General features: G+C 42.0%; 14 protein-coding genes. 5 read left to right on the top strand and 9 right to left on the bottom strand.

Annotated elements, in window-relative coordinates; all coding sequences use genetic code 11:
* A partial coding sequence (locus H6G40_RS21025) for an IS4/Tn5 family transposase DNA-binding protein (RefSeq protein ID WP_190538221.1) occupies nt 1-215 on the bottom strand: 215 nt, incomplete at its 3' end.
* Nucleotides 216-481: 266 nt separating this feature from the next.
* A complete protein-coding gene (locus H6G40_RS21020; protein WP_042790466.1) occupies nt 482-1,402 on the bottom strand; it encodes a LysR substrate-binding domain-containing protein in 921 nt (306 codons plus the stop codon).
* 147 nt (nt 1,403-1,549) lie between these two features.
* Between H6G40_RS21020 and H6G40_RS21015 the strand changes: the two genes are divergently transcribed.
* Nucleotides 1,550-2,233, top strand: coding sequence for a cadmium resistance transporter (locus tag H6G40_RS21015; protein WP_190538220.1), 684 nt, complete (start codon nt 1,550-1,552; stop codon nt 2,231-2,233).
* Nucleotides 2,234-2,569: 336 nt separating this feature from the next.
* On the top strand, nt 2,570-3,004 hold the full coding sequence (locus H6G40_RS21010) for a YidH family protein (RefSeq protein WP_002734854.1): 435 nt from the start codon (nt 2,570-2,572) through the stop codon (nt 3,002-3,004).
* A gap of 10 nt (nt 3,005-3,014) precedes the next feature.
* Here H6G40_RS21010 and H6G40_RS21005 read toward each other — a convergent pair whose 3' ends face one another.
* Nucleotides 3,015-3,812, bottom strand: a complete 798-nt coding sequence (locus tag H6G40_RS21005) for a sulfite exporter TauE/SafE family protein (RefSeq protein ID WP_190538219.1) — start codon at nt 3,810-3,812, stop codon at nt 3,015-3,017.
* 274 nt (nt 3,813-4,086) lie between these two features.
* Here H6G40_RS21005 and H6G40_RS21000 point away from each other — a divergent pair, with 274 nt between their 5' ends.
* Nucleotides 4,087-5,091 carry a sulfate/molybdate ABC transporter ATP-binding protein gene (locus H6G40_RS21000; RefSeq protein WP_002733329.1) on the top strand — a complete coding sequence of 335 codons (1,005 nt, stop codon included), beginning with the start codon at nt 4,087-4,089 and terminating at the stop codon, nt 5,089-5,091.
* A 190-nt stretch (nt 5,092-5,281) separates the two neighbouring features.
* Here the strand turns inward: H6G40_RS21000 and H6G40_RS20995 are convergent, their stop codons facing one another.
* The 6 genes from H6G40_RS20995 to H6G40_RS20970 all read right to left on the bottom strand — a co-directional run bounded on the left by H6G40_RS20995 (nt 5,282) and on the right by H6G40_RS20970 (nt 9,207).
* Nucleotides 5,282-5,452, bottom strand: a complete 171-nt coding sequence (locus tag H6G40_RS20995) for a DNA adenine methylase (RefSeq protein WP_080694101.1) — start codon at nt 5,450-5,452, stop codon at nt 5,282-5,284.
* Between the two features lie 17 nt (nt 5,453-5,469).
* Nucleotides 5,470-5,868: a helix-turn-helix domain-containing protein gene (locus H6G40_RS20990; RefSeq protein ID WP_002731548.1), complete on the bottom strand. Its 399-nt coding sequence runs from the start codon at nt 5,866-5,868 to the stop codon at nt 5,470-5,472.
* A gap of 46 nt (nt 5,869-5,914) precedes the next feature.
* Nucleotides 5,915-6,751, bottom strand: coding sequence for a hydrogenase nickel incorporation protein HypB (gene hypB / locus H6G40_RS20985; protein ID WP_002732030.1), 837 nt, complete (start codon nt 6,749-6,751; stop codon nt 5,915-5,917).
* The gene (locus tag H6G40_RS20980; RefSeq protein ID WP_002732104.1) at nt 6,742-7,086 is read right to left on the bottom strand and encodes a hydrogenase maturation nickel metallochaperone HypA/HybF; all 345 of its coding nucleotides are present in this window, start codon (nt 7,084-7,086) and stop codon (nt 6,742-6,744) included. Before H6G40_RS20980 ends, hypB begins: the two co-directional genes overlap by 10 nt.
* A gap of 147 nt (nt 7,087-7,233) precedes the next feature.
* A complete protein-coding gene (hypE, locus tag H6G40_RS20975) occupies nt 7,234-8,304 on the bottom strand; it encodes a hydrogenase expression/formation protein HypE (protein WP_190538218.1) in 1,071 nt (356 codons plus the stop codon).
* Between the two features lie 105 nt (nt 8,305-8,409).
* Nucleotides 8,410-9,207 (bottom strand): Rpn family recombination-promoting nuclease/putative transposase, encoded by a 798-nt coding sequence (locus H6G40_RS20970; protein ID WP_069475229.1) that lies wholly within the window; start codon nt 9,205-9,207, stop codon nt 8,410-8,412.
* 591 nt (nt 9,208-9,798) lie between these two features.
* Here H6G40_RS20970 and H6G40_RS20965 point away from each other — a divergent pair.
* Nucleotides 9,799-10,704, top strand: a complete 906-nt coding sequence (locus H6G40_RS20965) for a hypothetical protein (protein WP_069475228.1) — start codon at nt 9,799-9,801, stop codon at nt 10,702-10,704.
* Nucleotides 10,705-10,889: 185 nt separating this feature from the next.
* Complete coding sequence (gene recG / locus H6G40_RS20960; RefSeq protein ID WP_069475227.1) at nt 10,890-13,358, top strand: ATP-dependent DNA helicase RecG; 2,469 nt, start codon at nt 10,890-10,892, stop codon at nt 13,356-13,358.
* Nucleotides 13,359-13,569: the final 211 nt, after the last annotated feature.

The following is a 13,569-nucleotide window of genomic DNA, read 5'->3' as shown; positions in this document are numbered from 1 at the left end:
CTTTTGGCTTGGGCGGCAATTATATCTGAGGGGTGAAAATAGGGGGAATTCCAAAAGTCGTAGGTGGCACTCGCTGCGGCTAGATTTCCCGAAGCTTGTGGCACACTTGTACTAAGTTGGCTGGCCAAGTTTTCTACGATACTGATTAACCTTTTCTTTCTTCTGGTGTCCCCTAGGTCTGCATACTGTAATTCTTGGGCTGCCCATTTCTCCATTTTTTTGCTCACCTCCACCTTAATTCCTTCTTTCAAAACTATACCTATCAATCGTTTCCCCTTTTTTTAAGTTTCTTCTCTTTTTGTTAAGAAAGATCTGACTAATGGATAGCTTATTAACGGGGGACTAAGGGGGGATCAGAGGCAAAATCTATCTTCAATTTAATTATAACTACTTACTTATAATCTCTCTTTTTTAACAAAAAATAATTTCCCCTACATAGCTTGATTTTTGCTCAGGTTAATTTTTGGTGACTTCTATCAGATCACAACATCTGCTCGAAAACTTGACAGACCCGGGGTTGAAAGCGCTGACGGTGTTTTATTTTTAAAAAAGGGCGCGTAAATTCGAGATAGCGAGGGGATAAACCGGAAGTATCGATGACTCGAATTGATCGCAATGTGCCTAATTGTAATTCCTTTTGAACCATCAATTCGGAAATGCCGGCAGCTGCCGAACTATTCTCGATAATCGCTTTCACCATTTCTCCAGTATTTAACAGCAAAGTCACCTTTAATGTGCGTAAATCGATACCCCAATTCCGTAGCGCTTCCTCGAATCTTTGTTGAGTTCCCGATCCCGATTCTCGCATTACCCAAGGGGTTTCCACTAATTCCGGCAATTCGATCGCTTCTCTTTTATACCAGGGATGAGAACGTCCGACAATAATTAATAGGCGATCGCTGCCGACGATCTCCTGTTCTAAACAATTTGTTAAATCACTCTTGACTTCTCCCTCGATTAATGCTAGGTCAAAACGTCCGTTAGCCGTACCCAGACAGATTTCTTCCGTATTAGCTAGGGTGCAGTTGATCTTAATTGCCGGATAGCGCTCCTGAAAATCGCTAATTTTTGCCGGCAGCCAATAGTTACCAATAGTCAAACTCGATCCTAATTGTAGTTCTCCCCGTTGCAAGTCGTTAAATTCCGCCAATCCCCTTTCTGTCAAAGTTACCTGGGTAAGAATGCGTTGCGCTTCTAATTGCAGTAAACGTCCTGTTTCCGTGATCTCGATATGACGACCGACGCGATGGAATAATTTCACCCCGTATTCACTTTCTAGGGAGGCAATGGCGGCACTGACGGCCGGTTGGGTGATATATAAAGCTTCTGCTGCTTTGGTGAAGTGGAGATGTTCAGCAGTCGCGAGAAAGATTTCCAGTTGATCTAGGGTCATTCTGGCCATGGCAAGGAGTTTTTCCGTCTCTATTGGTCTTTCCATCATTTTAATTTATTAAATCAACAAGAAAGAATATTTGATTTTATTAATAGCTCTTTCTAGAGTGGAAGTAGGGCGATCGAGACCAGAAGAGCCGATTAAGAAAAAAATCCTATGACTACCATGATTACTGCCATATCCACAGCAATAGCGGCCTTTATTGCCACCAATCTCGATGACATCCTGATTTTGACGATTCTTTTTACCCAGGTCAATAAACTTTTTCGCCGTCGTCATATCGTTATCGGTCAGTATTTAGGCTTTATCCTGCTAATTTTGGCGAGTTTAACTGGCTTTTTCGGGAGTTTCTTAATTCCGGCTCAGTGGATTCGTTTTCTCGGTCTGTTGCCTGTGATTTTCGGGATTCGGAGTCTCTGGCAGCGAGAGGAAACCGAGACGGATAATCCTCTGGAGGTGACTGTAGAATCAGCACCTTCTTCTCCTTTGGCGGCCTGGTTTTCCCCTCAAACCGGCGCTGTGGCGGCAATTACCATCGCCAATGGTAGTGATAATATCGGCATTTATCTGCCGCTGTTCGCTAGTAATACCTGGCCAAATTTAGTCACTATCGTCAGCGTTTTTCTCATCTTGGTGGGTGTTTGGTGTTTTACTGCTCATCAGTTGACTAAATTACCGGCGATCGCTAATTTAATTACCAGTCACGGCAGCCACTTTGTCCCCTGTGTGTTGATCGGTTTGGGTGTATTTATAGTCAAGGAAAGTCTTCCCCTCGCTTTCTTGGCCCTATCCTTAAGCTATGGATGGGAGCTTTTCCAGCAGCAAGCAGAATCTATTTAGGGTTTGCGGCAAAAGGTTTTTCCTGGGGGCAGGGTGTAGGGTGTAGGGTGTAGGGTGTAGGGTGCAGGGTTTTACCCATTTTCAGGTAAAAAGTCCAGGAATTTTCCCCCCGATCCCTCCAATGTCCGGTACTTTTGGATTTCAAAAAGGTCTAAAAGTCTTATCGAACAATGTTTTTAGATTTATTCAGCAACCCCTATTTAATTTTTGATTCAATACAAATACATTTAAAAAGAGATTTTAGATTTTTTCCATACCATCTATAACTCAAGTGCCATAGAATAACATCATCTTCTCAAGTGCTCCCCTTGAAACGGACCCCCAGTCATCTCGATCATGTTATTTTTTCTCAAATCACCAGTGACGGAAAGCAAGACCAGCATTAAACCGAAAAAAGTCAATCCCAATCGAGTCCGCGATCATCTGGCCAATGAACGCACCTATCTGTCTTGGATGCGAACGGCGATCGCATTAATGGGTTTTGGTATGGTTATCCTGCGTTTACGGGCCTTTCATCCTCCCCTAGTTCCCCGGCCAGGTTATGGCTGGAAATTAGGCTTAATGTTTGCTTTAGTGGGTTTATTGACCGTATTTTTGACCACAGCCCATTATTTTACAGTCAGACGAGATATAGATGAAGATACCTACGAACCAGCCGATCGATGGGTGGTACTATTTAGTTTAGCGATCGTCATTCTCGGTGCGGGAATTATCTATTTTGTCGCCACCAGTCCCGATCTGTTGATCGGTAGTATGATGACTTTCGAGTAAACTCTGGGGATTAGGTGGGTTGGAGTAAGCGCCAACTGACCGTGACTAGAATAGTATAAAGCAGTATTTTTAGGGCATTTTTGGGGAAATATTCCGATAATCTTGCTCCCACTACCACCCCCGGTATTCCACCTAACCAGATGGGAAGTACCAGATTCCAATCTACCGTTCCTAATCCCAGATGACCGATGGAAGTACAGGTTAAGAGGATGGACGCTTGCGATAGGTCTGTACCGACTAATTTGCGAGAATCAAGCTGAAAAAAGGTCATCAAGACCAATGCAAACAAGGAACCACTGGAAATACTGGTTAAACCGACCAAATAGCCTAAAACTGCCCCTAATATCGTTGTTTTTATCTGACCAGAGCGAGTGGTTAAATCTAATTTTGGCCAGGACCAAGGGGACAAATCGGGAAAAAACAAGGAGATTAGTAGTTCTAGGGCCGCTAGGACAGTCACGATCATCAAGACAAGACCGATGATATGGGGCAGCCATTGATCGAGATTGAGGGAGCTATTCTGCTGAAAATAGCGAAAACCGACTAATCCTAACAGAGAACCGGGTACACTGCCAATTACCAGCCATTTTACCACCTCTAACTCGATCGTTTGCTGTTGCCAGTGACGAACGGTGCCGACCACTTTCATCAACCCGGCCGCCACCACATCGGAACCCACTGCGGTGGTAGCGGGAACCTGAAATACAAAGATCAATAGGGGTGTAATCAAGGATAAACCACCAATTCCCGTTAATCCCACGATAATTCCGATAAAAAAGCTAAATATTGCCAATAAAGAATAGTCCATTTTTGCCTCAGTCGTCTCTTTTCTCCGGTGCGTTTCTGGTGGTTAAGAGACAAAATTAGTTAATTAAGCCTTTAAAAAAGTAAAAAAGAGTAATAGTAAGCTTTTATCGCTGTTTAATCTTTTTAGTCTCCGTTTATAACCAGTAATCTCCCGAATCGAAACTTAATTTTCTTGCTATCTTGTAAAATGTAATTGTATTTTAATACGACTGCGATTAAATCATGGTTAAAATACGGTCAAACCCTATACATTTTTTGCCAGAGGATTAGCCACCGTGAGTATCATCATCGAGCAAGTATCGAAAAAATTCGGCACCTTTACCGCTTTAGACAACATCAATCTAGAGATCAAATCGAATCGTCTGGTGGCACTGCTGGGGCCGTCTGGTTCAGGAAAAACTACTCTCCTGAGAGCGATCGCAGGATTAGAACCCCCCGACACAGGCAAAATTATCATCAACGGCAAAGACACAACCCATTTAAACGTCAGAAAAAGGAATATTGGCTTTGTTTTTCAGCATTATGCGCTTTTTAAACACCTGACGGTGCGTCAGAATATCGCTTTCGGTTTAAATATTCGCAAAGCTACCCCGAACTACATTCAAAAACGAGTGGACAATCTCTTGAGTTTAATTCAATTGCAGGGATTAGGCGATCGCTATCCGTCCCAACTATCCGGGGGTCAACGTCAACGGGTTGCCCTGGCCCGGGCCTTAGCGGTGGAACCGGAAGTATTATTATTAGATGAGCCTTTTGGGGCCCTGGATGCCAAAGTTAGAAAAGAGCTCCGGATTTGGTTGCGACAGTTACACGAGGAAGTCCATGTCACCAGTGTTTTCGTCACCCACGACCAAGAGGAAGCCATGGAAGTGGCCGACGAGATCGTAATTTTCAATGAGGGTAAAATCGAACAGGTGGGAACTCCCGATCGAGTGTACGATCATCCTGCCTCTGCTTTTGTGATGAGTTTTATCGGCCGGGTGAATGTTGTACCACCAACCTCGGCTGCACTGTTCGAGCAGCTTGGGGGGGGTACTAACGGAGTCAAGATTTTTATTCGTCCCCACGACCTGGAAATTCTCTCTTCTCCCAATGGGTCTAGCATTGAGGCAAAAGTCGAGCGCATTATCCATCTGGGTTGGGCCATCGATGTGGAATTAATTCTACCGGATCGCTCTCTTCTGATTGCCCATCTGAATCGAGAACAACTGGCTCAACTGCACCTCAAGGTCGGGGAGCAAGTTTATGTTCGTCCTCGGGATGCTCGCGTTTTTGCCTAAAAGTCAGCCTTATTGTTAGCACCTGACGAAGGTCCTAATAGGTGTAGGGTCATGAATGCACACGGCTGCTACTAGCTTCGCATCATGTACCTGCACACCCTTAGGAGTCTTATGCAAATAAGACTAAATCCGTTGAGTATAGGCTACACATCAGGACAGGCAATAGATAATCAGCTTTTAATAACTAGATTTAGTATAAGGCCTTTTTGGGTTGTAAATTAAAAGCTACTAACCCCAGACCACAAAAGGGTTCTATCCAGCGATCAAAGTTTTGCTGATCCGCTAAACTTTTGGTCGATGATATCAGTTTAGTTTTGATACCTTGACATTTAATCGGGGGAACAATGACGGTTGTTTTCATTAACAACTAATAGATAATTAAATGAATACACCGGGGTAAACATTGAAAATCTCTCCTAAAATTTTACCTTGAGCTTTACTAATCGATCGCTTGCCATTAACAATTTCTGAAACCACACCCTTAGAACCAATTTTACCAACTAAATCAGCTTGTTTCCTGTTGTTAGCTGACATTAAGTGTAATAATACTTCCTGGGGTGAAGCTGGTTCGGGTTGAGGTTGTTTGGCATCAAAATCCTTAATAATTGTCGCCATTAATTTAACCATCGCGGTTTCTTCTGGTAGTCGATCCTGTTTACTAATTAGATTAAGGAGAAGATGACGCACTTGCTCATATTCTTCTTCATTTTCAATAATCTTGGGTTGAAATTTAGTCAACAGTTGATTATAAATATTGTCATCAAGTGCTAGAGTCATTTTTCTTTCGGTTAGACTGAACTTTTTGGGTGTGTTACTACTTAACTTAAACCAGCGATTTTAACCAACCGTACCAAGCATCTAAACCTTCTCCTGTGGTAGCGGAAACTTGAAAAACTTTCAGATTGGGATTAACCTGATAGGCGTAATCTAAACAGCGATCGAGGTTAAAATTAACATAGGGCAGTAGGTCTATTTTTGTCAAGATCATGACTTGAGAAGCGTGGAACATATAGGGATATTTAATCGGTTTATCTTCCCCTTCGGTGACGGAAAGAATGACGACTTTGGCATTTTCTCCTAAATCAAATAAAGCAGGACAAACTAGATTACCGACATTTTCGATCATGACTAAAGAATTCATCGGTGGATCGAGTTCGATTAATCCTCTCTCTACCATTGATGCTTCTAAATGACAACCTGTTCCGGTGTTAATTTGGATAACCTGACAACCGGTTTCACTAATTTTTTGAGCATCATTAGCTGTAGCTTGATCTCCCTCAATCACACTGATAGGAATAGCGGTTTTTAAATCGGCAATTGTGCGAGTTAACAGGGTAGTTTTTCCCGAACCGGGGGAAGAAACCAGATTAAGAGCAACAGTTTTTCTACCCTTCAACCAACCACGATTTTGTGCCGCTAACAGATTATTTTTTGCCAGCAGATTTTGCTCAACTTGGAGAATATTACCATGAATTTGAGCGTGAATTTCCGCAGGATGATGGGGATGCTCATGATCGTGAGCGTGATCGTGAGCATGATCGTGAGCGTGATGGCTATGACTAATAACAGTACCATCGGCTAAAATATGTTCATGGGTTCCCGTTTGCGGATTAGTTACCGTTACTTCCGAGTTATCAGAACAACCACAGGTTACACACATAAGGATTCTGTCTCCAACGATTTAAGATTTAATTCTTGACCCTGTAAAATGATTATATTGCGACTACCACATCGATCGCAGATTCCGTAGGGATATTCTAGTTCTAGCTCATTTCCGCAATCTTGGCACTGTCCTAAACCGGAAATTTCCAGAATCTCTAACATTGCCCCCTCTATATTAGTACCTTGACAACAGGTATCAAAACAAAAAGCGATCGATTCTGGCATAATTGCCGTTAGTTTACCAATCTCTAACACCACGCGCTTAACTTTCATTCCTCGCGAGTGTTCTAAGGCAAGTTCGATAATATTTTGGGTGATTCCTAGTTCGTGCATTTTCAGTTATCAGTTATCAGTTATCAGTTATCAGGGAACAGGGAACAGGGAAATTTCAACTAAAACCCCAAAACCCCAAAACTCCAAAACTCCAACTATCTGTTTTTTTAGTTTTCACTTTTTCCTTTAAAACTGTCTTCTGTCTAATTAACATATTCTCGGTAATTGTTCACCGACTAACATATCGAGAATCCTTTTAGTGCCGAAAGCGGTTTTTAAGTAAACTAAATTGGGGGGAGAAGCGACGACTTCCCCGATACAAGCGGCATTTTTACCGTCAGGATGGGAACGCATCACTGCTAAAACGCGATTTTCTGCCTCCGGAGGCACGACAAGGACTAATTTGCCCTCGTTTGCCAGATAAAGCGGTTCTAAGCCCAATAATTCGCACATTCCTCGCACTTCTTCCCGGATGGGGATCGCCGTTTCCTGCACCTCTATTCCCACCCCTGAACTTTGGGCAAATTCGTTTAAAACCGTGGCTAATCCGCCTCTAGTGGCATCCCGCATCGCTTTAACTTGTGGGCAAACGGCCAGAATTGCAGAAATTAAAGAATTCAGGGCTTGACAATCGCTTTCGATTGTGCATTGTAGGTCTAATTCGCCCCTGGCAATCAGAATGGCGGCGCCGTGATCCCCCAGAAAACCGTTCAGCAAAATGCGATCGCCAACTTGTAAATTATTCGCCCCGGAATTGATTCCGGCTGGAATTACTCCCACTCCAGAGGTGTTAATAAATATTTGATCTGCTTGTCCCCTGGAAACGACTTTTGTATCACCGGTGACGATTTTTACCGCTGCTTTTTCGGCGGCTATTTTCATGTTGGTAACGATGGTTTTTAGGGTGTCGATAGATAAACCTTCTTCGAGGATAAAACTACAACTGAGATAGAGAGGAATTGCCCCACCGACAGCCAAATCATTAACGGTTCCATTGACTGCTAAACTGCCAATATCACCCCCGGGAAAGAATAGGGGAGAAACCACATAGGAATCGGTGGTAAATGCCAAGCGATCGCCTATTTTAGCCAAATCTTTAATTTCAAATCGGGCTTGATCTTCAAGGGTTGCCAGTAGGTTATTATCAAAATTATTAACAAATATCTCATTAATTAAATCCCGCATTGCGCTGCCACCACTGCCATGGGAGAGAGTGATATTTGTGTCGGTAATTTTTGTTTTTTTTAATTTTAAAGAAGCTGAAGGAGTGCTAGTCATAGGTGAGGTAGGAAGTTTTTATTTTGGCGAGTCGCTGGTCGATAGCAAATTAGGTTACACTTTATCTTGATCAGAAACGCTGTCATAGCTTACTGCTAGATTAGCTTAATGGGTTTCTGGTATTTCTCGCACTTTTTCTACAGTTAAGTCCAAGGCTTGAGCAATTTGTTCTACCGTTAAACCTAAAGCCAATAAACGCGGCACAGATTCTAGTTTACCTTCCAATTTACCTTCCAGTTTACCTTCCAGTTTACCTTCTTCTCGAACGTCTTGAAAATAACGGGTTTGTTTCAGTTCATCTAAACTAAACATGGCTTCTATCTCCCGGCGACTTAGACGTGGTAATTTATAGATAAGGATCGTTTCTATTAATTGTAGGAGGTTTTGCGGTTGGGTAAATTCAGTTCGCACTCGTGTAATAAGTTGTTTGGCTGTTGCCACTGCTTGATTTTCTTTAGCAATAATTAATTTTATGGTGGCAATACCCAGGGAATCTTGATTAATATCATCTAGTTCATCTAAATAGATTCGCGTCACTCTCCCAGATGTCAATAAGTCTTGATAACGTACAATCTTATCTGATTCTACCCGACGATGGGGATAAATGACCACCCCGCGCCAATCATTGTTAAAAGCAGTTTTACTGAGATATAGGAAGATTTCAGCAAAGAAACGGCCATAAAAATTCTGATCATCTTGAAATTGCACCTCGCAGAAATAAATAGGAATGCTAGGATTGGTAATATTGGGCAAAAATACGCCATCAATACGAAAAGCTAGTTGCTTGATTTCGACGGAATCAAAGCGGTAATTCTCTGCTTCTCTGGGAGAAAGGTTGATTAATTCAAAGAAAATTGACGGATAAGATTGAAAAAGATCATAAAAAATACTGTCGGTTTTCATGCCCGGACTTGTGGTGTAAACTATGCAAAAATGTAGAGATAGAGAGTTTTCCTACTAATTAGCCTGATTATAGCAGTTATCTTTGCCAAAACCAATGCTAAAAGCCGATCCGGGAAAAGCTAAGTAGGTAGGTGTTAAAAGTTGTCAGATACCCCCCTTATCAAGGGGGCAGGGGGGATCCCTCCACCTATCGGCACCCCCCTTATCAAGCTATCCCTTATAGGGATCTTTCTTAACAATTTTTGCAGTAAGCACTCCAACCCTTATCCTGACTTGATTTCAGTTTTTTCTTTGTTTTGTAAGGGTGTCAACAAGGAATATTACAAATTGTTAACCGAGTCTTGAAAGCCTTGTGCTACAAAGGTTTGAAATGTTAAGAAAGATGTGACTAAAGGACAGCTTATCAAGGGGGGCAGGGGGGATCAGAGGCAAAATCTATCTTCAATTTAATTATAACTACTTACTTAATCGCTAAAATAACTGACAATCGATCAAGTCTGAGCATCTCCCCCTGGTCAGGGTGCTATAGCTGACAATGAGTCGCTATAATAGAATTCGCCGATCGCTAACTTCTCCCTCGGTAAAATTTCTATGACTGGAAGACTGAACAAGCTACAACAAGATTTAAAGAACATAGAAACGGAAGTGGCAAATTTAGCCGAAAGAATGCGGGAAAAATACCGAATTTATCTTGATTTACTCGGTGAATCTCTCTATAAACAGGCGATCGGAGCAGTGTATTATATCTGTACCCGTTACTATGGGGGGGAATTTCTGGCTCTCTCCCACAGCAATCGTCAGAAACTACAAGAGGAGATCAAAGCTCTAGGACAAGAGGCTAAAGCCAGTTTACAGCAATTGGGCGAGCAGAGCTTCGATCGAGGGACATTTTCAGGGGTAGGATTCTCTAAAAGTCCAGCAGAGACGAAAAATACCCCAGATTTCTTAAAACTTTTTCTAAACAAACCGGAAAATCTAGCCGCAACTGGAGAGATTAATAACCCCGATATTTTACTCCATTGTTGTCGAGTGCTGGAAAAAAACTGTATCGAGATTCTCAATCATCTCTCCAAACAAATTAATCAGCAACTACAAAAAGCTTATATTCTTCCCCCTTATCTACCTAGTCAAATTATCGATATGGCAATTCAAGCGGGAGAAGAGGGACAATCCCTAGGTGGAGGAAATAATATGTTAAACATTTTAGTAGAAGCTAAAAACCCTGAACCAGAGGAAGAAAAAGATGAAGATGAAGATGAAGATGAAGATGATGGGGATGATCATGATTTTTCAAGTGGCAAAGTCACTAAAGTAACGGCAATTCATCTACGAATGGCTGAACTGGAATTTGCTGATACGCGCTTAAGTGTCGAAAGAAATCAAATTCGCTCCCTTTGGGAACAATTAAATCGTCTAGGTAAACAATATTATCACCTTCGCAAAGAATATACTATTGCTCAAGCGGAAGCGGCGTGGCGCAGTAGTTGGTATGATTAATCAGTTATAATTAAACAGAGGTAAGCTATTAAGAATTTAAATTGCTTGTTGAGATGAGGCAAGAGGCAAGAGGCAATAGTAAAGGGATTTGGGGAGATTTAGCCAATCTAAGGATAGGCGGTTAAAATGTGTCTTAGCTTATTAGGGAAACATAATACTGGGAAATTTGGAATCAAGAGGCAATTATGAAAGGGGAAATACCCGACTGGGTGAGATTACAAAAAGCCTTATCTGTAGAAGCGGAAAAAGGTTATCCCGATCTTCAGGGAAATCAGTACCGTTTTAGCGAGTTTTTGTGTCTTAGTTTCGGGGATAATCCTCCCGTGGGAATTGCCACCAGTGAGAGAAATCGCTGGCGAGAATTAGCCCAAAAATTTGCCCAATATTCCCAATTTAATCCCAGACAAAGACAACAATTAGTCTCCGAAACTCGCAATTTTTTGCAACAATTACGGCAAACTTTAGAAGCAACCCCGACCCCAAAAGAACCAGCTGCGGCGAAAATTATTAATACCACTCCCATCACGGCAAAGGCTAATTCTCCACGGCAAGTCACCCTGGAACAACCCTTGAAATATCTAGCGGAAGTGGGAGAGAGAAAAGCCAGTCTTTTAGAAAGATTAAACCTCCACAAAGTTGAAGATTTATTATATTATTATCCCCGGGATCATGTGGATTACAGTCGTCAAGTTAATATCGCTAATTTAACCGAGGGGGAAACGGTAACTTTAGTGGGGAATGTCAAGCGCTGTAATTGTTTTAATAGCCCCAAAAATACCAAGTTAGCTATCTTTGAATTGCTCTTACAGGATCGTACTGGACAGATAAAATTAAACCGTTTTTATGCGGGAACTCGCTACAATAATCGTGCTTGGCAAGAAGGACAAAAAAAACTCTATCCCGTCGGTTCGGTGGTGGCGGTTAGTGGTTTAGTCAAAGCGGGAAAATATGGGTTAACTTTAGAAAATCCTGAATTTGAATTATTAGACAGTTCTGGGGCAAGTATTGAGTCCTTAAAAATCGGGCGTATCCTGCCGGTTTATCCCCTCACCGATGGAGTACCCGCCGACCTAATTAGAAAGGCTGTAGTCGCCGCTTTTGGGGCAGTAGAGGCGATAAAAGACCCCCTACCTTTCGGTCTAAAAAAACAATACGGATTAATCGATTTAAAAACAGCAATTACTAACATTCATTTTCCCAATAATTCCGATATTCTCAGTCAAGCGCGACGGCGATTAGTCTTTGATGAATTCTTCTTTTTACAATTGGGTTTTCTGCGGCGGCGGCAACAGTATCGTCAGACACAGAAAAGTGCTATTTTTAGTGCTAAGGGTCAACTAATTGATCAATTTAATCAGATAATTCCCTTTCAATTAACCAATGCTCAAAAACGAGTTATTGAGGAAATTTTAGAGGATTTAGATTCTAGCACCCCGATGAATCGTCTTGTGCAGGGGGATGTGGGTTCTGGCAAAACAATTGTCGGAGTTTATGCTATTTTAGCAGCCCTACAATCCGGTTATCAAGCGGCATTAATGGCTCCCACCGAAGTTTTAGCAGAACAACATTATCGTAAGTTAGTTAGCTGGTTTAATCTCTTACATTTACCCGTAGAATTATTAACTGGTTCCACAAAAACTGCTAAACGGCGAGAAATTCACGCCCAATTGGAGACAGGAGAATTACCACTTTTAGTGGGAACTCATGCCCTAATTCAAGATGCAGTTAATTTCCGCAAATTGGGGTTAGTTGTTATTGATGAACAGCATCGCTTTGGGGTACAACAAAGGGCAAGATTATTAAGTAAAGGAGAGTCTCCCCACGTTTTAACCATGACAGCAACACCGATTCCCCGTACTTTAGCTTTAACCTTACATGGGGATTTAGATGTGAGTCAAATTGACGAATTACCCCCCGGCAGACAACCGATTCAAACCACCGCTTTAAATGGGAATCAAAGAAGGGCTGCCTATGATTTAATTCGCCGTGAAATTGCCCAAGGCAGACAAGCTTATGTGATTTTTCCCTTGATTGAAGAATCGGAAAAATTAGATGTTAGGGCTGCGGTGGAAGAATATCAAAATTTATCAGAAAAGATTTTTCCCAATTTTAATATCGGTTTACTCCATGGTCGCATGAGTTCCGCCGAAAAAGAGGAAATCTTAACAGCTTTTCGCGATAATATTCTACAAATTATTGTCTCAACTACGGTTATTGAAGTGGGGGTGGATGTTCCCAATGCCACGGTGATGTTAATTGAAAATGCCGAACGTTTTGGCCTTTCACAATTGCATCAATTACGGGGGCGCGTCGGCAGAGGTTCCCATCAATCCTATTGTTTACTTTTAAGTGGCAGTAATAGTGCTAATTCCCGTCAAAGATTGACGGTTTTGGAACAATCCCAAGACGGCTTTTTTATCTCGGAAATGGATATGCGATTTCGCGGTCCAGGAGAAGTTTTAGGACAACGACAATCGGGTTTACCAGATTTTGCCCTCGCTAGTTTAGTCGAGGATCAAGAGGTGTTAGTTTTGGCAAGAGATGCCGCCGAAAAAATTATGTTAGATGATCCCCATTTAATCACTTTGCCCAATTTGAAACAAGCTTTAGAAGCTAAATATCAACGGATGTTAGGAGCGGATATTTTAACTTGATTTAGATGTTCAGTGATCAGTAAACAGTAATACTAAATCCAGTTATTAAAAACTGATTATTTATTCTCCGTTTTGCAGGAGTGCCTCTCTTGATATGTAGCCCATACTCAACGGATTTACTATTACTTCCGATTTTATCACTCAATCCAAGCTTTTGGGGGGTTCTACCCCCCAAACCCCCCGTTGGGGGCGTGGCGCCGCCCCCAAACCC

This window comes from Microcystis viridis FACHB-1342, assembly GCF_014698335.1.
Lineage (GTDB): Bacteria > Cyanobacteriota > Cyanobacteriia > Cyanobacteriales > Microcystaceae > Microcystis > Microcystis ichthyoblabe_A.
Note: the sequence above shows the minus strand (reverse complement) of the source record. Positions and strands in the feature narration are given on the sequence as shown.

Bases quoted from the DNA above. Each gene is read 5' to 3' on its own strand.
- H6G40_RS21015 (WP_190538220.1), top strand. From the start codon at position 1,550: ATGACTACCATGATTACTGCCATATCCACAGCAATAGCGGCCTTTATT.
- H6G40_RS20980 (WP_002732104.1), bottom strand. From the start codon at position 7,086: ATGCACGAACTAGGAATCACCCAAAATATTATCGAACTTGCCTTAGAA.
- H6G40_RS20990 (WP_002731548.1), bottom strand. From the start codon at position 5,868: ATGACTCTAGCACTTGATGACAATATTTATAATCAACTGTTGACTAAA.
- H6G40_RS20965 (WP_069475228.1), top strand. From the start codon at position 9,799: ATGACTGGAAGACTGAACAAGCTACAACAAGATTTAAAGAACATAGAA.
- hypE (WP_190538218.1), bottom strand. From the start codon at position 8,304: ATGACTAGCACTCCTTCAGCTTCTTTAAAATTAAAAAAAACAAAAATT.
- H6G40_RS20970 (WP_069475229.1), bottom strand. From the start codon at position 9,207: ATGAAAACCGACAGTATTTTTTATGATCTTTTTCAATCTTATCCGTCA.
- H6G40_RS21020 (WP_042790466.1), bottom strand. From the start codon at position 1,402: ATGGCCAGAATGACCCTAGATCAACTGGAAATCTTTCTCGCGACTGCT.
- H6G40_RS21010 (WP_002734854.1), top strand. From the start codon at position 2,570: ATGTTATTTTTTCTCAAATCACCAGTGACGGAAAGCAAGACCAGCATT.
- recG (WP_069475227.1), top strand. From the start codon at position 10,890: ATGAAAGGGGAAATACCCGACTGGGTGAGATTACAAAAAGCCTTATCT.
- hypB (WP_002732030.1), bottom strand. From the start codon at position 6,751: ATGTGTGTAACCTGTGGTTGTTCTGATAACTCGGAAGTAACGGTAACT.
- H6G40_RS21005 (WP_190538219.1), bottom strand. From the start codon at position 3,812: ATGGACTATTCTTTATTGGCAATATTTAGCTTTTTTATCGGAATTATC.
- H6G40_RS20995 (WP_080694101.1), bottom strand. From the start codon at position 5,452: ATGAAAACAACCGTCATTGTTCCCCCGATTAAATGTCAAGGTATCAAA.